Origin of the sequence: Rhizobium sp. YS-1r, assembly GCF_000757525.1 — a bacterium.
GTDB lineage: Bacteria > Pseudomonadota > Alphaproteobacteria > Rhizobiales > Rhizobiaceae > Neorhizobium > Neorhizobium petrolearium.
In genome coordinates, this window is the sequence record NZ_JPYQ01000022.1 from 20526 (window position 1) to 42032 (window position 21507).

Annotated in this window: 21 protein-coding genes; 10 read left to right on the forward strand and 11 right to left on the reverse strand. The window is 61.9% G+C overall.

The genetic code is table 11. The annotated features are described in order from the left end of the window. Positions 1 to 201: 201 nt before the first annotated feature. Complete coding sequence (locus JL39_RS14990; RefSeq protein WP_200883960.1) at positions 202 to 1095, forward strand: 3-keto-5-aminohexanoate cleavage protein; 894 nt, start codon at positions 202 to 204, stop codon at positions 1093 to 1095. A gap of 86 nt (positions 1096 to 1181) precedes the next feature. Then, positions 1182 to 2093, forward strand: coding sequence for a hypothetical protein (locus JL39_RS14995; RefSeq protein ID WP_037151998.1), 912 nt, complete (start codon positions 1182 to 1184; stop codon positions 2091 to 2093). A 52-nt stretch (positions 2094 to 2145) separates the two neighbouring features. On the opposite strand, the gene JL39_RS15000 is transcribed toward JL39_RS14995, so the two are convergent. Continuing rightward, positions 2146 to 3168: an NAD(P)H-quinone oxidoreductase gene (locus tag JL39_RS15000; protein ID WP_037152000.1), complete on the reverse strand. Its 1023-nt coding sequence runs from the start codon at positions 3166 to 3168 to the stop codon at positions 2146 to 2148. A gap of 25 nt (positions 3169 to 3193) precedes the next feature. Further along, on the reverse strand, positions 3194 to 4141 hold the full coding sequence (locus JL39_RS15005; protein WP_052182881.1) for a DUF6282 family protein: 948 nt from the start codon (positions 4139 to 4141) through the stop codon (positions 3194 to 3196). Between the two features lie 122 nt (positions 4142 to 4263). Here JL39_RS15005 and JL39_RS15010 point away from each other — a divergent pair, with 122 nt between their 5' ends. The 8 genes from JL39_RS15010 (at position 4264) to JL39_RS15045 (ending at position 12670) form a co-directional block, all read left to right on the forward strand. Beyond that, positions 4264 to 5046 carry a helix-turn-helix domain-containing protein gene (locus tag JL39_RS15010; protein WP_037152004.1) on the forward strand — a complete coding sequence of 261 codons (783 nt, stop codon included), beginning with the start codon at positions 4264 to 4266 and terminating at the stop codon, positions 5044 to 5046. A gap of 18 nt (positions 5047 to 5064) precedes the next feature. Then, positions 5065 to 5346: an enolase C-terminal domain-like protein gene (locus tag JL39_RS15015; RefSeq protein WP_280114088.1), complete on the forward strand. Its 282-nt coding sequence runs from the start codon at positions 5065 to 5067 to the stop codon at positions 5344 to 5346. Between the two features lie 99 nt (positions 5347 to 5445). Next, complete coding sequence (locus JL39_RS15020) at positions 5446 to 6432, forward strand: BMP family protein (RefSeq protein WP_037152008.1); 987 nt, start codon at positions 5446 to 5448, stop codon at positions 6430 to 6432. A gap of 11 nt (positions 6433 to 6443) precedes the next feature. Further along, on the forward strand, positions 6444 to 7859 hold the full coding sequence (locus tag JL39_RS15025; RefSeq protein ID WP_037152011.1) for an amidase: 1416 nt from the start codon (positions 6444 to 6446) through the stop codon (positions 7857 to 7859). Next, positions 7856 to 9379 carry an ABC transporter ATP-binding protein gene (locus tag JL39_RS15030; protein ID WP_037152013.1) on the forward strand — a complete coding sequence of 508 codons (1524 nt, stop codon included), beginning with the start codon at positions 7856 to 7858 and terminating at the stop codon, positions 9377 to 9379. The genes JL39_RS15025 and JL39_RS15030 overlap by 4 nt, the downstream gene beginning before the upstream one ends. After that, the gene (locus JL39_RS15035; protein WP_037152015.1) at positions 9369 to 10418 is read left to right on the forward strand and encodes an ABC transporter permease; all 1050 of its coding nucleotides are present in this window, start codon (positions 9369 to 9371) and stop codon (positions 10416 to 10418) included. Before JL39_RS15030 ends, JL39_RS15035 begins: the two co-directional genes overlap by 11 nt. Further along, positions 10415 to 11359, forward strand: coding sequence for an ABC transporter permease (locus JL39_RS15040; RefSeq protein WP_037152017.1), 945 nt, complete (start codon positions 10415 to 10417; stop codon positions 11357 to 11359). The genes JL39_RS15035 and JL39_RS15040 overlap by 4 nt, the downstream gene beginning before the upstream one ends. 21 nt (positions 11360 to 11380) lie before the next feature. Further along, on the forward strand, positions 11381 to 12670 hold the full coding sequence (locus JL39_RS15045; protein ID WP_037152019.1) for an amidohydrolase family protein: 1290 nt from the start codon (positions 11381 to 11383) through the stop codon (positions 12668 to 12670). Here JL39_RS15045 and JL39_RS15050 read toward each other — a convergent pair. From JL39_RS15050 to JL39_RS15090, 9 genes are all read right to left on the reverse strand, one after another. Beyond that, positions 12667 to 13578 carry an ABC transporter permease gene (locus tag JL39_RS15050; RefSeq protein WP_037152021.1) on the reverse strand — a complete coding sequence of 304 codons (912 nt, stop codon included), beginning with the start codon at positions 13576 to 13578 and terminating at the stop codon, positions 12667 to 12669. The two genes, JL39_RS15045 and JL39_RS15050, sit on opposite strands and share 4 nt — an antisense overlap. Next, a complete protein-coding gene (locus JL39_RS15055) occupies positions 13575 to 14675 on the reverse strand; it encodes an ABC transporter permease (protein ID WP_037152023.1) in 1101 nt (366 codons plus the stop codon). The genes JL39_RS15050 and JL39_RS15055 overlap by 4 nt, the downstream gene beginning before the upstream one ends. Further along, positions 14672 to 16195, reverse strand: coding sequence for an ABC transporter ATP-binding protein (locus JL39_RS15060; protein ID WP_037152025.1), 1524 nt, complete (start codon positions 16193 to 16195; stop codon positions 14672 to 14674). Before JL39_RS15060 ends, JL39_RS15055 begins: the two co-directional genes overlap by 4 nt. 3 nt (positions 16196 to 16198) lie before the next feature. Then, complete coding sequence (locus JL39_RS15065) at positions 16199 to 17299, reverse strand: BMP family ABC transporter substrate-binding protein (protein WP_037152027.1); 1101 nt, start codon at positions 17297 to 17299, stop codon at positions 16199 to 16201. A 20-nt stretch (positions 17300 to 17319) separates the two neighbouring features. Then, on the reverse strand, positions 17320 to 18699 hold the full coding sequence (locus tag JL39_RS15070) for an amidohydrolase (RefSeq protein ID WP_037152028.1): 1380 nt from the start codon (positions 18697 to 18699) through the stop codon (positions 17320 to 17322). 1 nt (position 18700) lies between these two features. Further along, positions 18701 to 19360: a glutathione S-transferase family protein gene (locus JL39_RS15075; RefSeq protein ID WP_037152030.1), complete on the reverse strand. Its 660-nt coding sequence runs from the start codon at positions 19358 to 19360 to the stop codon at positions 18701 to 18703. Further along, complete coding sequence (locus JL39_RS15080) at positions 19357 to 20202, reverse strand: aromatic ring-hydroxylating dioxygenase subunit alpha (protein ID WP_037152032.1); 846 nt, start codon at positions 20200 to 20202, stop codon at positions 19357 to 19359. The genes JL39_RS15075 and JL39_RS15080 overlap by 4 nt, the downstream gene beginning before the upstream one ends. After that, a complete protein-coding gene (locus JL39_RS15085; protein ID WP_037152034.1) occupies positions 20199 to 20852 on the reverse strand; it encodes a Rieske (2Fe-2S) protein in 654 nt (217 codons plus the stop codon). Before JL39_RS15085 ends, JL39_RS15080 begins: the two co-directional genes overlap by 4 nt. A gap of 167 nt (positions 20853 to 21019) precedes the next feature. Next, positions 21020 to 21280 carry an acylphosphatase gene (locus tag JL39_RS15090; RefSeq protein WP_037152036.1) on the reverse strand — a complete coding sequence of 87 codons (261 nt, stop codon included), beginning with the start codon at positions 21278 to 21280 and terminating at the stop codon, positions 21020 to 21022. Positions 21281 to 21507 lie beyond the last annotated feature (227 nt).

The following is a 21507-nucleotide window of genomic DNA, read 5'->3' on the forward strand; positions in this document are numbered from 1 at the left end:
CCGTTCCTAGCGGCTCCTTTGCAGAGCACGAAGCCAATTGCCGCGACGTTTCTCGCTGCGAAACACAGCCTTTCCACCTTGCGTTTCTTCTCGCGAAACGGCCGGTGATAACGATTGAGGTCAGCGACGTTGGATGCGAGCCAGAGCTTCATGACAGTGCGAGGTCAGCTCTGACCGCGCCCAATGAGGAAAGCGAGAGCTTTGGCCGATCCAACGATTATCAGTTGCGCCGTCACCGGCAATATAACCAGCCCCTCCCAGACACCCTATCTGCCGATAACACCGGAACAGATCGCCGATGCCTGTCTGGATGCGGTGCGCGCCGGTGCGGCGATCGTCCACATCCACGTCAGGCATCCGGATGGGCGTCCGAGCATGGAATTGGCGCATTACCGGGAGGTCGTCGAACGTCTGCGCGCCGCCGAAGAGGACGTCATCATCAATCTCACCACCGGCCCCGGCGGTCGCTTCATCCCCAGCGACGACGATCCGAGCGTCGCTGCACCGGGCACCACTCTTATGCCGCCGGTGCGACGTGTCGAGCATATCGCGGCGCTGAGGCCCGAAATCTGCAGCCTCGACTTCAACACGATGTATTCCGGCTCGTCGGTGGTCATCAATACGCCGCGCAATCTCGCCGTCATGGCCGATATTATTCGCGATTCAGGCGTCCTCCCCGAGCTCGAAGTCTTTGACACGGGCGATATCCAGCTCGCCAACCATTTCATTCAGGAAGGGCGGCTTGATGCGCCGGCGCTCTTCCAGATCGTGCTCGGCGTCCGCTACGGTGCGATCGCCACGCCAGAGACCCTTCTCTACATGAAATCACTGCTTCCGGTTGGTTCGCATTGGGCGGCTTTCGGTGTCGGACGCTGGGAATTTCCCATGCTCGCGCAGGCTTGGCTTCTGGGTGGCCACGTCAGGGTCGGGTTGGAGGACAATATCTACCTCGAAAAAGGCGTGCTCGCCGAAAGCAATACCGTGCTCGTCAGGAAGGCCGTGCGCATCCTGAAGGAACTCGGCGGCACCGTCGCAACTCCCGGCGAGGCGCGCGAAATCCTGGGACTGAAGAGACAGGTTCCCAAAGCCGGCTAGGGGGCCGGGCGCAGCGGCTGATCCGCGCGCCTGGCCTGCGGCTTTGGGCTCTACCGACATTTCGACAAAGACAAGCGGAGGAACGGATGTACGATCGGAACGACCCACGATCCAGCCTGCTGGGCAATGCGAAGCCGGCGGGCGCCAGGGTCCACAGCAGCTATTGTGGTTCGCAGCTGGGGCTGTTCTACAAGGAAAAGCCCCACATCAAGGACGCCAATGGAGATACCTGGATCAGTCGAGGCCAGAACTTCGTCGTCGCCTATACCAAAGGCAAGGAAGGCGGCGCCTTCTCCCGCGACGCGCAGCCCGACGAATATGCCGTCATCATTCCGGACAAGGAGACTTCGGTCGAAATCACCACCGCCGAGGGTACCACGACCGTGCCCGGCTATTCGGTCGCCTTCGTGCCACCGGGCAAGAGCTCCATCCGGATGCTGACCGCCGGCAGCATCGTCCGGCTCTTCACGCCGAAGTCGACGGATTTGGCGGAGGCCGCCTCGAATGCTGACGCGTATCGCGGGCCGCATCCCAATGTGCCGCCGTTCGAAGCCTGGCCCGAACCTCCCGGCGGCCTCAAGCTGAAATGGTACACTCTGGACGTCCCTGACGATCCTTCACGGTTCGGCCGGATCTACCGTTGCACGACGTTCATGATCAACTACCTCGTGCCGCGTATCGGCCCGCGCGAGCGGGACAAGGTCTCACCGCATCATCACGACGATTTCGAGCAGTGCTCCCTGGCGCTGAGCGGTACCTTCACGCACCATCTGCGCTGGCCGTGGACGACGAACATGAACATCTGGCGCGAGGACGAACATCTCTATTGCGAGTCGCCCTCGATCTGCGTCATTCCGCCGCCGGCCATCCATACGACCACCGCCGAAGGAACAGGCGTCAACCAACTGGTCGATATCTTCGCTCCACCCCGTTTCGATTTTTCGGAAAAGCCGGGTTGGGTGCTCAACGAGAACGATTATCCAATGCCCCATCGTTAAAGAGATTGCCGCCGGCTTTCGCCTCGAATGTCGGCGGCTACCACCTTGAACATCAAAATCGCTTGCCGGATGAGGGAACGGTTGCGGCAAGCGCCGGGTCCACAGCCAGGACCACTTTCCCGATCTGCTGGTTTTCGTCCAGGATATGATGGGCTTCCTGCACTTCGGTGAATGGAACGACTTTGTGGATACGGGTCGTGATGCGCCCATCCTCAAACAACGGCCAGACGTGGTCGACCAGTTCTCTGGCGAGCCGCCCCTTGTAGGCAGGAGGGCGTGGCCGGAGCGTCGATCCGGTTATCGTCAACCGGCGGCGCACGAGCGTGCGGATATTCACCTCGGCTGTACTGCCTTGATGGCTGGCGATGAAGACGAGCCGACCGTCGTATTTCAGCAGATCCAACTGGCGCTGCGTGTTGGCCCCGGCCTGGCCGTCGAGGATGACATCGACGCCCTCGCCACCCGTCAACGCCCGGATGCCCTCGTCCCAGGCGCCGCGGTAATCGACGGCTGCTTGGGCGCCGATGGCCTTGCAGACGGCCCGCTTCTCTTCGGTGCCTGCGGTGGCGAAAACCGTCGCACCGCGAAGATGTCTGGCGATCTGGATGCCCGCCATACCGACCCCGCTCGTCCCGCCATGGATCAGCAGCGTTTCTCCATGTTCCAGCCTGGCAAGCCAGATCAGATTATTCCAGGCCGTGAAGAAGACTTCCGGGAGCGACGCTCCCTCTATGAAGCTCAAGCCGTTCGGAATAGGCATGCATTGCACAGCCGGGACGGCGCAAAACTCTGCATATCCTCCGCCGTTGACGAGCGCGCAGACGGGGTTGCCAACATATTGCCCGTCAACGCCTTCGCCGACATCGTCGATGATGCCGGCAACGTCGAGACCGAGGATTTCGGAGGCGTTCGGCGGGGGTGGATAGAGACCTCGCCGTTGCTGGACATCGGGGCGATTGACCCCGGCAGCCGCGACGCGGATCAGAACCTCCCCGGCCTTTGGCCGGGGGCGCGGCTGTTCGACGATCCGAAGAACTTCAGGCCCGCCCGGCCTTTCGATCATGACGGCTTGCATGTCTCATCCGCCATGCCAAAAGGGTTCATGACGTCAATCCGACCAGGCGAGCCGGATTGTCTGCCACCATGGTCCGCACGTCCGCGTCCGTGAAGCCGAGCGCCAGGCAGAGCTTGATGGCTTGACGCATGCCTTCGACCGGTGTGGGATTGTCGACCTGCCCGAGGTCCGAGCCGATCGAGGAATGTTCGACGCCGGCTGCAAGAATATGTTCCCTGAGCTCTTCCGGCGTATAGGTGTTGAAGCGGGAATCGACATAGAGCCCGGCAGACTGTTCGATCAGGGCGCCGAGCTGCGCCAGTTCGCGGATATCGTCATAGGTGAAGTGCAGTCCATACATCGGATGATTGACAAGCAGCCGCTTGACGCCGCGCGCACGCGCTTCATCGAAGAGCTTCCAGATTTCCCAGACATGCAGATGACCCGAGGACAGGATGACATCGAATTCGGCAATGAGATCGAGGATCTGCTTCACCTCGTCCAGGATTTCCCCGTATGGATCAACGACCGTCAGGGCCGGCGAGTTTCTGAGCTGGACGTTCGAGGCAAGCCGCGTCTTGCGGTGAGCGCTACGGATATGGTTGGCTGCTTGGGCCGTCGGCATCCAGATCAACTTGGCGCCCATCTTCAGTTGCGCATCGACGACGAACGGGTTCAGCCCCCCGGTGGAATTGTTGAGGACCAGACCGCTGTACATCGCAAAGTCCGGGTTTGCGAAAATGCGTTCCATCATCGGTATGACCGGGGAAACCGAATAATGGTGATCCTTGAAAAGGATGGCGCGCATCCCTGCCGCCGCGGCTTCCTCGGCCGCCTCCATATGGTCGAGCTGCCGAGGCATGGTTGACGGCCCGGAGTGAACGTGAAGATCGATGGCGCCCTTCAGCAAGGCATTTGCCCTGGCATCATCTATGCCGGCCATAAGCCGTCTCACTTCTTCCCTGTTGCGTTTCGCATCGTCTGTCGAAGCCATGACATTCCCCTGCTTGCATTCGAGGACTCCCCTAAAACTTGACACCGGAAAGCGACAACCTATCATCCCACGCATTTCGCCAGTCGAAATATGTAGCAGCGATTCCAGGGGGAGGAAGATCAATGGGCATTCGAGCAATCGAGCGCGCGATGAATGTTTTGCAGGAGCTGAATCTGCAGCCAATCAACACGATTGCCCAACTGCATGCCCGAACGAAGCTTCCGAAGCCCACTCTCGTGCGTATCCTGCGCACGCTTGAGGATGCAGGATACGTTGAGAATGATGTGCGGCAGGGGGGATACTGCGTCAGTGCGCTGGTGACGTCCCTCAGCTCCGGCTTTCACAAGGGGCCGCTGGTCGTGGAGGCGGGGCGTGCATGGGCCATCGCGATCACCCGCAAGCACAAATGGCCGATCGCGATCGCCCTGCCGGATTATGACGGGATGGTGGTTCGCTTCAGCACGGTTCCCGATAGCTTGATCTCCCCCTTCCACAGCACCGTGAACAAGCGTCTGTGCCTGCTTACGCGCGGACTTGGGCTGGCATATCTGGCGTTTCTCGACAAGGACGAGTTCGACATGATCATCGATATTCTTAAGAGGTCGGATGATCCGGAGAACGCGCTGAGCCATCACCCCAATGAACTGAAAAGGCTTGTCGGAAAGGTACGCGAAGCCGGTTATGCAACACGCTCGTCGCTTGTAGAGCCCAAGAACTCCAATACCATCGGCGTTCCCATCGTCGGCCAAGGGGGGCGAGTGATAGCGAGCATAGGACTGACTTATTTCAAATCGGCTTTCAGTTCGGAGCAGGAGGCTTGCGATCGCTATGTTCCAATTCTGCAGTCGGCAGCGGCGGCAATCTCGGAAGATCTTGATCGCTTGTCGAACAGCTTTGCTATTTGAACGTGTGCCGCCTCCATTCTGATACCGGATCTCCAAAGGGTCGGCGGCGTGACCGAATTCGCGCGTGTCGGCGCGCTGGCGGCAAGCTTCGACCTGCCGGTCTCGCCGCATCTATTCCCGGAGATGAGCCTGCAACTTCTGTCCCACGTACCGACGGCCCATTCCCTCGAATACATGGACTGGTTTGCGCCGCTGTACGAAGAAAGGATAGAGCTTGTCGATGGGATAGCCCGCATTCCGGATGCGCCGGGCTGGGGGATGTCCCTGGATCGGGACGCCGTCAGCCGCTATGCTCTCTAGGTGCTTTGCTTACGGATTGTGCATCTCCATCGCTTGACACAGTTTTGGGCGGCCCATAGAAATTTTTGACCAACCGGCAAAAATGAGGGGGCTTCAGCCATGACAACCGAAATACGTCTATCTCGCCGTGCGTTGCTTGCTTCAGCCGCGGTTCTCAGTGCCGGAACTTTCCTATCGGCTGCGCGCGCGGCGGCTCCCATCAATGTCGCCGGCATACATGGCTCACCTGTTGAAAATGCCTGGAACTCGGTCCTTCACAAGGCTTTACAGGACGCCGCGGCGGAGGGCGTGATCGAATATGTCTTCTCCGAAGGAGTGTCGGGGACGGACTATGCGCGGGCGATGCGCGAATATGCCGAACAAGGACACCAACTGATCATCGGCGAAGCCTATGCTGTCGAAACCGAAGCCCGCGAAGTCGCCGCCGACTACCCGGAAACGGCTTTCGTGCTCGGTTCGAGCGGCAAGGAGGCCGGAGATAATTTCGGCGTCTTCGGTACCTGGAATCATGACGGTGCCTATCTTGCGGGTATGCTCGCCGGCAAGATGACAAAAAGCAATGTCGTGGGCTCCGTCGGCGCCATGCCGATCCCGGAGGTCAACATGTTGATCAATGCCTTCGGAGAAGGCGTGAAGGCCGTCAATCCGGATGCGAAGCTCCTCGTTTCCTTCATCGGAACCTTCTTCGATCCGCCGAAGGCCCGCGAAGCCGGACTTGCCCAGATCGATGCCGGTGCGGATATCCTGTTCGGTGAGCGGATCGGTACGGCGGACGCCGCCAAGGCGCGTGGCATCAAGTCCGTTGGCTCGCTGATCGATTACACGCCGCGTTACCCTGACACTGTCTTCGCCAACGCGCTCTGGGGTTTCCGTCCGATCCTTAATGCAGCACTCGCCGATGTTGCGGCCGGCAAGCCGGTCGGTAAGGACTACACACCATTCGGTCTTCTCAAGGAAGGTGGCAGCGATATCGCATTTGTGAAGGGCGTCGCTCCGGCTGACGCCGAAGCGACGATGGAAGCCAGGCGTGCAGAGATCAAGGCCGGCACGTTCGAGGTTCCACGCAACATGGAAGAGCCGAAGTAGCGGACGCTTCCATGCCCGACGATGCTACGGCACTGGCGGAGGCGATCCGTAAAGGTCGCCTTACTGCTTCCGGGGCCATGCAGGCCGCATTGGACCGTGCGGAGCAGATGGACGGCCTCGGTGCGATCGTTCATCTTGAAGTCGAAGCCGGGCTTGAAGCGGCGCGGGTGATCGATGCACGGCTGGTGCAAGCGGATGATCGTCTGAACTTCGCGCCTTTCATCGGGGTGCCCAGCCTCGTCAAGGACCTGGGCGGCCCTTTTGCTGGCCTTCCGGTCGCTGCAGGCTCGCGCATGTTGAGCCGCGGTAACGAGAACTGTCCGGACTCCGACCTAGCCGCCCGCATGCGAGCGGCAGGCCTCTGTTTCTTCGGGTTGACCACCGTGCCGGAGATGGGGCTTTCATTGTCCTGCGAGCCCGCGGCCGGGCCGACCTGCCGCAACCCGCTCGATCCGCTGCGAACGCCGGGCGGCTCGTCTGGAGGGGCCGCGGCAGCGGTTGCCGCCGGGATCGTCGCGATTGCCCATGCGACCGACGCAGGCGGGTCGATCCGCGTGCCCGCAGCTTGTTGCGGGCTTTTGGGCATGAAGGCGACGCGCGGCGCAATGCCGGCCGGGCCGGGATTCGGCAATCACCTCGGTGGAATTGCCGGTGAACTCGCCGTCTGCCGTTCCTCTCGCGATCTTGCAATGATCTTCGAAGCCGTGCTTGGCGGCGTACGCGGTCCTCTCGCCGACCCGGAACTGGCCCCTGTAAAGCGCGGACCGTTGCGCATCGGACTTCTCACCGAAACGGGTAACGATCATCCGACCGACCCCTCCCGCAGCGAAGCCGTCGAGGCGGCTGCCAGATCGCTGGAAAAGGATGGCCACGCTGTTGTCTCTCTCGGTTGGAGAGATTTCGCCGGCCCGGTAGCCGCGAGTGCGATCGCGCTTCGCGACATCATTGCCATCAATCTGGCGACCCACGTCGCGGGCGCCCGACTTGACGTGGAACTGGCAGAGCCGCTGACAAGGGCCTTTATCCGCCGTGGCGTGGCGATGACCGGTAGCGAGCTGTGGTCGGCAATGGATGGCGCGGTCCACGCCAGCCGCTCTTTCTGGGACATCTTCAAGGATTTCGATCTTCTTGTGGCGCCGATGTTGGCAACAGCGCCGCTTACGCTCGGCTCATTGCCTTTCGACCACGGCGATCCGGATCTGCAGATCCGTCGCATGACGGATTTCGCGCCGCTTGCCGCGCTAGCCAACATTACCGGCTTTCCAGCGCTGACCCTGCCGTTCGGCGCTGATGCCGATGGCCTGCCACTGCCAGTACAGTTGATTGCGTCGATGGGCCACGACCGCTTGCTTCTTCACCTTGCAAGCCGTCTGGAAAAGGAAGACCGTTGGCAACACCGTTATCGCTTGGCAGGATTGAATTCATGACCGGCCCGGTGCTCGAACTTGATAGCATCAGCAAACGGTTTGGCGACAATCTTGCCAATCACGATATTTCGCTGAACCTCGCGAGAGGAGAGATTGTCGCCTTGCTTGGCGAGAACGGCGCCGGCAAGACGACGCTGATGAGCATTCTTTTCGGCCACTACATGCCGGATACCGGCAAGGTCACGGTCATGGGTAAGGAGTTGCCGCCCGGCAAGCCGCGGGCGGCAATCCGGGCCGGTGTCGGCATGGTGCACCAGCATTTCTCGCTGGCGCCCAACCTCACGGTGCTGGAGAATGTCATGACCGGCACGGAAAGCCTCTGGTTGCCGGCCTCGAATGCCGCCGCCGGGCGCAAGAAGCTTCTGGAGATATCGGGGCGTTTCGGATTGAAGGTCGATCCGGATGCGCGCCTCGGCGATCTCTCGGTGGGCGAGCAGCAGCGGGTCGAGATCCTGAAGGCGCTCTATAACGATGCGCGTATACTCGTTCTCGATGAACCCACTGCGGTGCTCACCAGGATTGAGGCGGACAAGCTGTTCTCGACACTCAAGGACATGGCGAGGCAGGGGCTATCGCTGATCTTCATCTCGCATAAGCTCGACGAGGTGATGGCGACGGCCGACCGGATCGTCGTGCTGCGCGGCGGCAGGTTGGTGGCGGAGCGCAAGACTGGAGAGACCAGCAAGGCGGAGCTCGCCGAACTCATGGTCGGCCGGACCGTCAAACGGCCGGTGCGCGACGCCTCGACTCCGGGCGAGGTCGTGCTTGAAGCGATCGGCGTGACGGTGCGGGCGGGCGGTGTCGACCGGCTGAAATCGGTGGACTTCCGGCTGCACGCCGGCGAGGTATTGGGGATCATCGGCGTCTCCGGCAACGGTCAGGCGACGCTTGCGCAGTTGCTGAGCGGCACGGCGCAGCGCAGGGCGGGGTCCCTTCTCCTGTTCGGCGAGGAAACAGCCGACCTCACGGTCGCGGACGCGGTCGCCAGCGGGATCGGCCGTATTCCCGAGGATCGCAACCGGGAGGGCGTGATCGGTGAGATGACGATCTGGGAAAACGCAATCCTTGAACGTCTGTCACGCTTTTCACGATGGGGACTTGTGGACCGGAAGGCCGGTATCGCCTTTGCCGCCAGGATCATCGAGGCCTTCGATGTGCGCGGTGGGTCGCCGGTCAGCCGTGTCCGGCTGCTTTCCGGCGGCAACATGCAGAAGCTCATCCTTGGCCGAAACCTGATCGAGCACCCGCGCATTCTGCTCGCCGCCCAGCCGGCACGCGGCTTGGATGAAGGTGCGGTGGCTGCGGTGCACCAGAGAATTCTGGAGGCCCGTCGGGCGGGAACGGCCGTTCTGCTCATCTCCGAAGATCTCGATGAGGTCATGGCGCTGGCCGACAGAATCCAGGCCATCGTCGGGGGCAGGCTTTCACCACCCGTCAATGCGCAGGATGCCGATGCGCGCAGCCTCGGCCTGATGATGGCCGGCGAATGGGAGGGACGCGAGGTGGCCGATGCGGTTTGAGAGGCGTGAACATCGACCGGCAGCGCTTGTGATCGCGGCGCCTGTGATTGCGATTGCTGCAGCGCTTGCCGTTGCCGGTGTCCTGATCGCATTGGCAGGTGCTCCGGTGCTCGAAGCCTATTGGAAGATCCTGACGAGTGCTTTCGGTTCGCGCCTCTCGGTAACGGAAACGCTGACGCGCGCCAGCCCGCTCATCCTGACCGGCCTTGCAGCAGCGGTGGCGTTTCGGGCGCGGCTCTGGAATATCGGTGGCGAAGGGCAGTTCTATCTCGGCGCCATTGCCGTTGCCGCTGCAAGCTCCCAGCTCTTCGACGGTTGGTCCTCCGCCGCACAGATTCCGCTGCTCTTCATCATCGGCGCCGTAGCCGGGATGCTGTTGCTTTTGGTACCGCTCTGGCTGAGGCTGCGCTTTTCGGTGGATGAGGTCGTTACGACACTGCTGCTGAACTTCGTCTCGCTCCTGTTTGTCTCCATGCTGATCGATGGCGTGCTGAAAGACCCGCTGGCCTTCGGCTGGCCGCAGTCGGAGGCGGTGGATGCCGCTGCGCGTCTGCCGAAACTTCTGGCACGCTCGCGCCTGCATATCGGTCTGGTGATGGCCGTCGCGATCGCCTTTGCCATCCATTTCGTGCAGTCGCGTACTGTTTTCGGCGTCCGGTCACGTGCCGCAGGGCTTAATCCGACAGGCGCCGTCTTTGCTGGGGTGCCGCTCGGACGCACGCTGGTGATCGTCGCCATGATTTCCGGCGGCCTTGCCGGCCTCGCCGGCACGATCGAGGTGTTGGGCGTCAAGGGATACGTGACCAGTGATCTTTCGCCCGGTTATGGTTATTCAGGTATCGTCGTCGCCATGCTCGCCAACCTGAACCCGCTCGGCGTCGTACTGGCAGCCCTCTTCACGGCCGCCATGTTCGTTGGCGCGGACGGCATGAGCCGCAGCGTGGGCATCCCGACCTATATCGCGGACGTCACCGTCGCCCTTTCGCTGCTATCCATGCTGATCGCCGTCTTCTTCACGCAATACAGGATACGCCGATGAACGCCCTGATCGACATCCTTGCCTCTGCCGGTCTCTGGGCTGCCGTTCTGCGTATTGCCACTCCGCTGATCCTGGGCACGCTCGGAGCGCTGCTCTCCGAGCGATCGGGCGTGCTCAATCTGGGCATCGAGGGGATCATGACGTTTGGTGCCATGATCGGCTGGCTGGCGGTCTACAACGGGGCCGATCTCTGGACGGGGGTATTGATCGCCGCGCTCGGCGGTGCCGTATTCGGCTTCCTGCATTCTGTGCTGACGGTCACGCTCGGCCTGTCGCAGCACGTCTCCGGCCTCGGCGTCACGCTCTTTGCGTCGAGTTTCGCCTATTACGTCTTCCGGCTGATGGTGCCGGTCGCCGGCACGCCGCCGACCATCGAGCCTTTCAAGCCTATCGACATTCCGGATCTTTCCTCGCTCCCCTTCCTGGGACCTGCCTTCTTCACGCAGACCGCGCCGACCTATGTCGCGATCGTGCTTGCCATCGTCCTGGCCTATCTCATCTCGCGTACCCCGGTTGGGCTTGCCATCCGCATGACGGGTGAGAATCCGCATGCGGCGGAAGCCCAAGGCATCAATCCCATGGCGATCCGCTACGGCGCTGTCATTGCCGGCAGCGCGCTGATGGGCGTCGGCGGTGCCTTCCTGACGCTGTCAGCCTTCAACAGCTTCTTCCCGACCATGGTGCAGGGGCGCGGCTGGATCTGCATCGCGCTCGTCGTATTTGCTTCGTGGCGTCCGGAGCGAGCTCTATTCGGTGCGCTGCTTTTTGCCTTCTTCGATGCCTTTCAGCTGCGTCTTCAGACGGTGCTGAGCGGTGTGGTGCCCTATCAGATATTCCTGATGATCCCTTATCTGCTGTCGATCGCGGCGCTTGCCGCGATGGCGCGGCGTGCCCGTGTCCCGCAGGCACTGATGCAACCCTATCGGCGCGGCGAGCGCTGACCGAGGCCCTAGGAGTTCTCCATGTTCGACCTGATCATTAGCAATGCCAACCTCCCGGACGGGCGCAGGGGCATCGATATCGGTATCGCGGGCGAAAAGATCGCTGCCGTGGAGGTGGGATTGCCGGGGGAGGCGCGCGAGGTCATTGACGCGACGAACCGCCTGGTCAGCCCGTCCTTTGTCGATCCGCATTTCCACATGGACGCGACGCTTTCCCTCGGCCTGCCGCGCATGAACGTTTCCGGCACGCTTCTGGAAGGGATTGCGCTCTGGGGCGAGCTGCGTCCGTTGCTGACCCGGGAGGCGCTCGTCGAACGTGCGCTGGCTTATTGCGATCTCGCCGTCGGCCAGGGGCTTCTGCATATCCGCACCCATGTCGACACCTCCGATCCGCGTCTCGTCACCGTGGAGGCCATGCTGGAGGTAAAGGAGCGCGTGGCACCCTACATCGACCTGCAGCTCGTTGCCTTCCCGCAGGACGGCTATTACCGCGCCTCGGAAGGCGTGGAATCGCTGGAGCGCGCGCTCGACATGGGGGTCGATATCGTCGGTGGCATTCCGCATTTCGAGCGGACGATGCAGGAGGGGGCAATGTCGGTGGAGGCGCTGTGCCGGATCGCTGCCGATCGCGGCCTGCCGGTCGACATGCACTGCGACGAGACCGACGATCCCATGTCCCGGCATATCGAAACGCTGGCGGCTGAAACCGTCCGCTTCGGGCTCAAGGGACGCGTTGCAGGCTCGCACCTTACGTCGATGCATTCGATGGACAACTACTATGTCTCCAAGCTCATTCCGCTCATGGCGGAGGCGGAGATCAATGTCATTCCCAACCCGCTGATTAACATCATGCTGCAGGGTCGTCACGACACCTATCCGAAGCGGCGCGGGATGACGCGGGTCTGCGAACTGATGGCGGCAGGACTGAACGTCTCCTTTGGCCACGACTGCGTGATGGACCCCTGGTACTCGATGGGCTCGGGCGACATGCTGGAAGTCGGGCACATGGCGATCCATGTCGCGCAGATGTCGGGTTTGGAGGACAAGAAGAAAATCTTCGATGCCCTGACGGTCAATTCTGCACGGGCGCTCGGTCTCGAAAACTATGGCCTCGATGTCGGATGCCATGCCGACCTCGTGATATTGCAGGCCGAGGATGTGCTCGAGGCCCTGCGCATGAAGCCGACCAGGCTTGCCGTCCTGCGGCGGGGAAAGGTCATCGCCCGCACGGTGCCGAAGATCACCGAACTGCAGATCGAGGGACGACCGGAACGTATCGATGCGGGATACAATCCCACGGCTCGTCCTTAGCGCTCGAAGGGTTCGCCGAGCGAAGCGACGCCGTTGAGCTTTAAAAGGCGGCGATCGGCGGAGATGATCCCGAGCACGATGATCGTGACGATATATGGCAGGCTGGAAAGCAGTTGAGATGGTACGTCTAACCCTGTCGCCTGGGCGGCAGGCCCCATGAGGGAAACCGCGCCGAAGAGGCAGGCGCCGAAAAAGATGCGGCCGGTAAGCCAGGTGCCGAAAACCACGAGCGCGATCGCAATCCAGCCGCGGCCGGCAATCATGCCATCGGCCCACAGCGGGGTATAGACTACCGCGGCATACGCGCCGGCAAAGCCGGCCATCATTCCTCCGAAGGCGACGGCAGCGATGCGGACGAGGATTACCGGATAGCCGATAGCGTGCGCAGCTTTTGGATTTTCGCCAACGGCGCGGATAACAAGGCCGGTCTTGGTGAAGGTAAAGATTGCCCAGATGGCGAGCGTGGCGGCGAGCGAAAACCAGACGACGATATCCTGGGTGAAGAGACCACCGATGACCGGCAGCTCTGAAAACCAGGGCAGGGCGAGCTTCGGCAGGCCCTTGACCGTCAGGCTTTCATAGGTTTTGCCGAATAGCGCCGAAAGACCCTGGCCGAGGATGCCGATCGCAAGGCCCACCGCCACCTGATTGGCTCGGAAAACCAGTGCGATGATGGCGAAGACGAGCGAAAACAGTGCGCTGCAGATGCCTGCAGCGACGAAGCCGATGATATGCCCGCCGCCGTGATAGACAATGATGAAGGCGATGACCGCACCCAGTGCCATCAGGCCTTCGACCCCGAGATTGAGTACGCCGGCGCGTTCGACCACCAGCTCGCCGAGCGCGGCGAGCAGAAAAGGCGTCGCGGCCGCGAGCATGCCCGCAAGGATGAACTGGATGGCGTTCATGATGTGCTCCGATGGCCGGCATGACGCCACTCGAGGCGGTAGCGCACGAAGGCAATGGCGACGAGATGGGCGAACAGGAGGCTGCCCTGGAAGACGCGCACGGCGGCGATCGGCAGGTTGGCTGAGACCATGGCATTGTCTCCGCCAATATAAAGCGCAGCCATGAAAAAGGCGGAGACGACGATGCCGATCGGATGCAGGCCGCCGAGATAGGCGACAATGATGGCGGCATAGCCGTAACCGGTGGAGATCGACCGCTGCAGCTGGCCGAGCGGTCCCGCCACTTCGGCAGCACCCGCAAGGCCTGCGGCGAAACCACCGATCAGCAGCGAGAGCCAGATTGCCCGGCCCTGGTTGAAGCCGGCATAGCCCGCGGCGCGCGGCGCAAGTCCACCGACCTGCAGCTTGTAGCCCATGAAGCTCTTCTGCATGAAGATCCACGCTGCGGCGGAGAGGGCGAGAGCAATGAGAAGTGAGGCGTTCACGCGCGTTCCGGGGATCAGGGTCGGCACCATCGCGTCGTACTGGAACATGACCGACTGGGGGAAATTGAAGCCGTTCGGATCCTTCCAGGGTCCGAGCAGCAGGTAGTAGAGCAATTGCGCCGCCACCAGGCTCAGCATCAACGATACCAGGATCTCGTTGGCATTGAGCCTGACGCGCCAGAAGGCAGTGATCGACGCCCAAAGCGCGCCGCCGATCGCGCCGAGCAACAGCATGGCCGGCCAGATCCACGCCCCGGTCGCCTGCGGAAACCAGATCGGGATGGCGGAAGCGAAGATCGCTCCGAGGATGAATTGGCCCTCCGCACCGATGTTGAAGACCTTGGCACGGAAGCCGATCGCCAGTCCCTGGGCGATGAGGAGCAGCGGTCCGGTCTTCAGCAGCACTTCCGAAAATGATGCCCATGAGAGGAAGGGTTCGAGGAGCATCGCATGGACGACGGCGACGGGGTCGCGACCCAGGAGCACATAGAGGCCCAGATTGAGGATAAGGGCCGCCACCAGCGCCACGGGCGGAGCAAACAGGGTCGCCGTGAGAGAAGCGCGGTCCCGACGTACGAGAGTAGGCAGGAGGGCGGGGGTGGGGCGGTTCATGCGGAGGCCTTCTCGCCTGCAGGTTCCGCCCCTATCATGTATCGGCCGATCTCCTCCGGCTTCGTGTTCAGGGCCAGGAGCGGAGGGCTCAAGGTGCCGTGATGCAGGACCTGGATGAAATCGCTGAGCTCGAACAGTTCCTCCAGCTCCTCGGAGATGACGAGGATCGCCATGCCGGCATTGCGCAGCGCGATGAGCCGCTGGCGGATTGCCGAAGCCGCACCGACATCGACCCCCCAGGTAGGCTGGGCGACGAAGAGGAGCTTGGGCGCCAGCATGATCTCGCGCCCGACGATGAATTTCTGAAGATTTCCGCCGGAAAGCGAACCCGCTTCGGCATCCGGGCCGCGCGTTCGTACATCGTATTGGCGGATGCAGTCATTGGTGAAGGCGGCCGCGCGTGCTCTGTTGATGAGGCCGTGTTTCAGGAGCTTCAGCGGATGGGCGGTCAGCAGGCTGTTGAGCAGGAGCGACATTTCGGGTACCGCGCCGCGGCCGAGCCGGTCTTCGGGCACGAAGGCGAAGCCCAGCTCACGGCGGGCGGCGGGATCGAGCGTGCCCACATCCCTGCCCATCATGAAGATGCGGTCCGCCTGCTCGCGTTTCAGCACCGTTTCGCCCGAGATCAGTGCCGAAAGCTCGCTCTGGCCGTTGCCCGAAATGCCGGCGATGCCCAGGATCTCGCCGGCCCGCACCGTCAGGCTGATGCCGGAAAGCGGCACGGCGAACGGGTCGTCCGGCGTGTAGTCGAGCCCAATGATTTCGAGCCGTCTCTCGCCACCCGATAGCGGCAGCGCCGGAATAGGCTCCGGCATGTCGCGGCCGATCATCATGCGGGCAAGATCGTGGGTATCGTGTTCGCGAGGATCGACATTGCCGGTGACGCGCCCGCCACGCAGGATGGTTGCCCGGTCGCAGACCGCCCGGATCTCCTCCAGCTTGTGGGAAATGAAGAGGATGGAGACGCCGCCATCGCGCAGGCGCCGCAGCGTGTCGAAGAGCTTGTTGACCAGCTGCGGCGGCAACACGGACGTCGGCTCGTCGAGGATCAGAAGCTTCGGATTGGTCATCAGGCAGCGGATAATTTCGACCCTCTGCCGTTCGCCTACGGACAGCGCATGCACATGGGCAAGGGGGTCGACTTCGAGGCCGAAATCCCGCCCGAGCGTGCGGATGCGTTCGGTCAGCTCGGCCTTCCGGCCTGGCACGACGAGCTGGATGTTTTCAACGACCGTCAGGGTTTCGAACAGCGAGAAGTGCTGGAAGACCATGCCGATTCCCCTGTGCCTGGCTTCGGCAGGCGAGGCCAGGCTCAAAGGTTCTCCTTCCCAGGCAGCGGTCCCATCATCTGGCTGTTCGACGCCGTAGATGAGCTTCATCAGCGTGGACTTGCCAGCCCCGTTCTCTCCGAGGATCGCGTGGATCGACTGCGGAGCCACGTCCAGGTCGATCTCCTGATTGGCCCTGATTGCACCGTAACTCTTGGAGATGCCGCGGAGAGACAGGAGGGGTTGCAACATGGCTTACTTCGGCAGCGGCGTGGTCACGCCCTTGACGTGCCAGTTCATGGCGACGATCTCGGCATCGGCCATGGTCTTGCCGGAAGCGACGCTCTCGCTGCCGTCGGCCTTGGTGATCGGCCCGGTGAAGGGCGAGAAGCTGCCGTCAGCGATCTTGGCTCCGACCTCCTCGATCCTGGCCATCGTGTCTGCCGGAATGTCGGCATTCCAGTCGACCACTTCCACGACCTTGTCGGCGACGCCCAGAAAGGCGTTTGCGCCCTTGAATGTGCCGGCGAGATGGGCGTCCACAGAGGCTTTGAAGAAGGGGGACCAATCGGTTGCCACACAGCCCAGATAGGTTTTCAGCGCGTATTTCTTCATCGACGAGTTGAGGTTGAAAGCGTAGACGCCGGCTTCCTCGCAGGCTGCGATGACGGACGGGGTATCCTGTGCATTGGAGAAAATCACATCGCATTTCTGGGCGATGAGAGCTTTTGCGGCCTCCTGTTCCTTGGCGGGATCGAACCAGGAATTCACCCAGACGACCGAAACTTCGATATCGGGTTTGACGGCCTGAGCGCCAAGCGTGAAGGCATTGATGGAGGTGATCAGTTCGGGAATCGCGAAGGCGGAGACGGAGCCGAGCTTGCCGGTCTTGGAAAGGGCGGCGGCTGCCATGCCGAGCAGATAAGTGCCCTGGAAGTATTTTGCGGCAAAAGGCGAAAAATTGGGGGCGACCTGAAACCCGGAAGCATGCAGTACAGTGACGCCCGGATTCCGGCGGGCAATCTGCAGCGCCCCGTTCTGGTAGCCGAAGGAGCCGGCGATCAGGAACTTGTTCCCGTCGGCGACCGTCTTGTTCATGATGCGGTCGGCATCCGGGCCTTCGGGAATGTTTTCGATGACGGTGACCTTCACCTTGTCGCCATAGGCAGCTTTGATCGGATCGAGACCGGCGGCGAGCGCATGAGCCCAGCCGACATCGCCGACCGGCGAGGGGACGACGAGAGCGATACCGAGCGGTTCATCGGCCGCGACGGCAAGGCGGCTGCCGAGTGCGCCGGCAAGGCCCGTGGCGGCAAGGCCTTTCATCAACGTTCTGCGGGTCAGGTTGTCGAGCATAAAGGTTCCCTCTTTTGGTTTTAGAATTCCACGGCGGCGAGTGCCGCTTCGGCCTCGGCGAACAATTTCGCTTCGTCCAGTCCGATGAACTCGCCGTTCTGCCAGACGATCCGGCCATTGATCATGGTCATGTCTGTCGGCGTGCCGATGCCGACACGGGCGATCAGGCTCAAAGGGTCATGCCGGGTGCCGACATAGTCCATGCGGCGGGTGTCTATCGCAAACAGGTCGGCCGCCATGCCGGGCGCAAGCCGGCCGATGTCGCTTCGGCCAAGCAGACTCGCGCCGCCGGTCGTGGCATAATCGAGGAAATCGGCTGGAGGTGGTACCGGATGGACGCGGGTGGATGACGTTAGACACTGCAGCATATAGGAGGAGTGCAGGCAGTGCATGAGGTTCGAGTTGTCGTTGGAGGCAGCGCCATCGCAGCCAAGACCGAGGCGCAAGCCGAAGGCGGACATGGCGGGTATGTCGGTCACCTCGGCGCCGACCAGATAAACCGGTTCCGGGCAGTGCGAAACGCCGGTGCCGCTGACGGCCATATTCCTGAGTTCGTCGTGGGTCAGCTCCCAGCAATGGGCATAGAAAGCATCCGGGCCGGCAAAGCCGAGCTTCTCGAGATAATCGACGGTCCGCATACCGTGGCGTGCTTCGATGACCGGGCTTTCGCCCTCACCGACATGGGTATGCATCATGACGCGGCGATCTCGCGCCAGCGCGACGGACTCAACGAAGGTCTCCCTGTAGCAATTGACCGGCTGGCACGGCGCAACCACGACTTGGCGCATGCTGAATTCGCCGGCATCGTGATAGGTGTCGATCAGGCGTGCGCAATCGCCGATGAATTCGTCCGTCGTTTCCAGCATCTCGTCCGGAATGGTCGAGCCTTCCGATTTCGGCAGCGTATTGCCGCCGCGGCCGGCATGAAAGCGCATGCCGAGAAGATCGGCCGCCTCGAATTGACGGTCGATCAGCCGCTTTCCGGCGTGCCGGGGAAAATTGTACTGGTGGTCGAAGGCCGTGGTGCAGCCATGCTTGATCAGCTCGGCCATGGCCGTGAGCGAGGAGTGATAGAAGCAATCCTCGTTGAGCCGCGAGAAGATCGGATAGATGCGGTCCAGCCACTCGATGACCGAGAGTTTCGTCCAATCGAGGTCCGCGCGGTTGCGCACGAAGCATTGGAAAAAGTGATGGTGGGTGTTGATGAGGCCAGGATAGACGAACCAACCGGTGGCATCCTGTGTGATCGTGCCGTCGAGCAGGTCGCCTGCGCCAAGATTTTCGCCGATCGACTGGATCGCGGGGCCGCTCGTGAGAACGTCGACATTGCGATAGACGGTCGGACCCTTGCCCTCGTCGACGATGACCGCTGCGCAGTTCTTCAGGAGGTAACCTGCCATGTCACGCCTCGCTCCCTTCGACGTGGGGCTCGGGCTTCAACTCGTGGAGCCGGTGAATGCCCGGCATCTCAAGGAATTGATCGAGCGAGCGGATGGCACGGGACCAGAGCCGTATCGTGGGATATGGATCAAGCGAGACGCCTCCGTCGGGTGCGAGCGCCACATAGGGGAAACAGGCGATATCGGCGATCGTCGGCCGGTCGGCGGCGAGGAAGCGCATGCCGCGCAGGCTCTGTTCGAAGAGGCCGGCCTCCAGCTCACGCAGAGCGGCAACGCCTTGAGTTTGCAGCGCACGGATGTCGCCGGGGCGCAGCAGCATTTCATGAAGCCGCGCACCGCCGAGACTGGCGGTTAGTCGGCCCGAGAAGGACAGCCATTGCTGCACGCGCGCCGCTTCTTCTGGTTTGTTGCTGGCGAGCCATCCCGGGGCAGCCTTGGCGGCGAGATAGACGAGCATGGCAGAGGATTCAGTCAGGATCAGCTCGCCGTCCTCCAGGATCGGGATCGAGCCTGCCGGATTGAGCGCCAGGAGTTCGGGGCTGCGATGTTCGTTGCCGGGGTGGAAATCCACAGGGCGGATATCGAGCTTCACACCCATCAGCGATGCCATCAGGCGCACTTTGTAGCAGCTGGGTGAGAGGATGTAGTCATAGAGCTTCATTGCGCCACCAACTGTGCGCCATAGGTATAATTGTGGCGTTTCAGCCAGCGCCGGTATGCAACCGAGGTGAGATCGGCACGGGTCGGGATCTCCATGCCCGGATCGAGCGGCAAGAGCCGAGGGATCTGGTTTTCCAGGATCGATCGGTCCTGAAGGAAGATCGTTTGCTGGAAATGGATAAGGTCAGTCATGGAGCTTTCTTCGTCGAAGAGCGCCATCCACGGCCAGACGTCGCATAGATCCTCGGCAAGCGGCTGCACGAAGAGGGTGATGACATCCCATTCTCCCGGGCGGGGCGGGCAGGTCTTGTAGAGGATCGAACAGGTCGGCGCCGGCACGCGGTACATATATTCCGTCGTGATGCCGCCGCTTGCCGATTTGGCCGCCTGGGGTTGGTAGAATTTCACCTGTGTCGCCCAGACTTCGTCTTCTTCCTCGCGAATCTCGACCTTGTAGTTCTGGACTTCCGTGTGGGGTTCGGCGCCCAGAATATCCGTATGCACGAAGGGAAAATGAGCGATGTCAAGGAAGTTTTCGACGGCGCGGAGCGGGGAGCAGCGCACACGCACCACGCCGACATCGACGAAGCGTCGCCCCGCCTGATCGGCCTCTGGAATGTCGAAGAGTTCCTTCTTCGGCTCTCCGAGAGATGCCCAGACATGGCCATAGCGTACGCGTACGGGTAATGTCCGCCCGTTTCCGCCCGTCACCCTGGCGCTGCCGTCGGCATCAAGCGCCACGTCGATCGGCTCGTCCATCAGCGCGGTCTTTCGCCCCTTTAGGTCGAGCTGGCTGAGAAGGCCGACCGGGTACCATTCGTCGATCATCGCTTTCACGGTCATTGCGTGATCTCCTTTTTCTGAAGACCCTCCGCCTTGCGGCGCAGGCTCTCTGCGGTACGCGAGGCGGCGGTGCATTCCGCCGGGCCGGCCTCGCCTTTGATCAGGACATGGGTCAGCGTCTCCTCGTCGTCCCGGGGAGAAAGCAGGAGACAGATGTTCCCGGCGTCTTCGCCCACCTCAAGAAGACCCTCAAGGTTAGCCTTTGCGCCGGCAGCAGCTTCAATGGCAGCGACACCCGCCAGTACGGTCAAGGAACGTAGGGGAACAAAATCAGTTAGCCGCGGCGGCTGGGAGAGAGGGTTGCCCACGGCAATCCAGATCAGCCCGTCGGATTCTTCAACCCGATGCGTTGTGACGCGGATTGTCTCCGGAGGCGCAAGCCGCGGATGGGCCGGAATGCGGAGACAGTTTCCGGCCTGGCCATAACTCCAGCCGTGATAGATGCAGGAAAGGGCTTCGCCGCGCACGAAACCGTGCGAGAGGCGCATTCCGCGATGGGGACAGCGGTCCGCCGAGGCTGCCGGGCGCCCGGATGCGCTGCGCCAGAGGGCAACTGATCCGGCAGGAATGCGCGCCGGCATGACGGTTCCCGCAGGCAGGTCACCGGAAAGAGCGACTGGCATCCAGGAGCCTGTCGTATCGGAGTGCATGGGTAGACTTTCTGAGCGTCATCAATAACTTGCAGGACGCACGCGAGGCATGTTCGTCCCTCGGCCCGCTGCCCGGCGACAGCACGTTTGCATAAATATTCCTCATTGGCAATGATGACCAAATAAAGTGCACGGCCGGGTGCGCAGGTTGCTCAAGGTACCCTGTTTCAGTCGTCGATGGGCCTGCGTTCGATCGTGTCGACCCAGACATCAATCGGGCCCAGCGAACATCCCATCTCCATCATGTCGATCAACTCTTCAGGTCCGGCGACCTCGAGTTCAATACGGTCCGGCCCGGTATGAGCTATGTCTTGCGAAAGCCCGAGTTTGGCTGCGTGGCGCCGGATCCAGGGCACGAAGGAGGAAGCATCCAGATTGCCGAGGATTGTCATCCGTTCCCTGAGCCGGATCTGAGGTGGCTGCCGCATCGTTGAAATTCCCATTCCTTCGCATCAGTCGCCCGGTATGGCGCATGAGCGGCCGCCCGGAAGGATGACTGTAGCAGAAGTCTCGTGTCATGCGCATCTAGGTGCTGCAGCAGGGACGTGGATAGATGGCGATTGCTGATAAAGGTGCCGGAGCTTTTATCCCGCGCTCGACCTGATGCCTGCCAGGATTGCGCACACTTCCATGGTTCCGGTCCTTGGTGTTTTTT

What these genes read in the sequence shown, in the direction of transcription:
- JL39_RS14995 (WP_037151998.1), top strand. Translation starts at nt 1,182, where the DNA reads ATGTACGATCGGAACGACCCACGATCCAGCCTGCTGGGCAATGCGAAG.
- JL39_RS15000 (WP_037152000.1), bottom strand. Translation starts at nt 3,168, where the DNA reads ATGCAAGCCGTCATGATCGAAAGGCCGGGCGGGCCTGAAGTTCTTCGG.
- JL39_RS15005 (WP_052182881.1), bottom strand. Translation starts at nt 4,141, where the DNA reads ATGGCTTCGACAGACGATGCGAAACGCAACAGGGAAGAAGTGAGACGG.
- JL39_RS15010 (WP_037152004.1), top strand. Translation starts at nt 4,264, where the DNA reads ATGGGCATTCGAGCAATCGAGCGCGCGATGAATGTTTTGCAGGAGCTG.
- JL39_RS15020 (WP_037152008.1), top strand. Translation starts at nt 5,446, where the DNA reads ATGACAACCGAAATACGTCTATCTCGCCGTGCGTTGCTTGCTTCAGCC.
- JL39_RS15025 (WP_037152011.1), top strand. Translation starts at nt 6,444, where the DNA reads ATGCCCGACGATGCTACGGCACTGGCGGAGGCGATCCGTAAAGGTCGC.
- JL39_RS15030 (WP_037152013.1), top strand. Translation starts at nt 7,856, where the DNA reads ATGACCGGCCCGGTGCTCGAACTTGATAGCATCAGCAAACGGTTTGGC.
- JL39_RS15035 (WP_037152015.1), top strand. Translation starts at nt 9,369, where the DNA reads ATGCGGTTTGAGAGGCGTGAACATCGACCGGCAGCGCTTGTGATCGCG.
- JL39_RS15040 (WP_037152017.1), top strand. Translation starts at nt 10,415, where the DNA reads ATGAACGCCCTGATCGACATCCTTGCCTCTGCCGGTCTCTGGGCTGCC.
- JL39_RS15045 (WP_037152019.1), top strand. Translation starts at nt 11,381, where the DNA reads ATGTTCGACCTGATCATTAGCAATGCCAACCTCCCGGACGGGCGCAGG.
- JL39_RS15050 (WP_037152021.1), bottom strand. Translation starts at nt 13,578, where the DNA reads ATGAACGCCATCCAGTTCATCCTTGCGGGCATGCTCGCGGCCGCGACG.
- JL39_RS15055 (WP_037152023.1), bottom strand. Translation starts at nt 14,675, where the DNA reads ATGAACCGCCCCACCCCCGCCCTCCTGCCTACTCTCGTACGTCGGGAC.
- JL39_RS15060 (WP_037152025.1), bottom strand. Translation starts at nt 16,195, where the DNA reads ATGTTGCAACCCCTCCTGTCTCTCCGCGGCATCTCCAAGAGTTACGGT.
- JL39_RS15065 (WP_037152027.1), bottom strand. Translation starts at nt 17,299, where the DNA reads ATGCTCGACAACCTGACCCGCAGAACGTTGATGAAAGGCCTTGCCGCC.
- JL39_RS15070 (WP_037152028.1), bottom strand. Translation starts at nt 18,699, where the DNA reads ATGGCAGGTTACCTCCTGAAGAACTGCGCAGCGGTCATCGTCGACGAG.
- JL39_RS15075 (WP_037152030.1), bottom strand. Translation starts at nt 19,360, where the DNA reads ATGAAGCTCTATGACTACATCCTCTCACCCAGCTGCTACAAAGTGCGC.
- JL39_RS15080 (WP_037152032.1), bottom strand. Translation starts at nt 20,202, where the DNA reads ATGACCGTGAAAGCGATGATCGACGAATGGTACCCGGTCGGCCTTCTC.
- JL39_RS15085 (WP_037152034.1), bottom strand. Translation starts at nt 20,852, where the DNA reads ATGCACTCCGATACGACAGGCTCCTGGATGCCAGTCGCTCTTTCCGGT.
- JL39_RS15090 (WP_037152036.1), bottom strand. Translation starts at nt 21,280, where the DNA reads ATGCGGCAGCCACCTCAGATCCGGCTCAGGGAACGGATGACAATCCTC.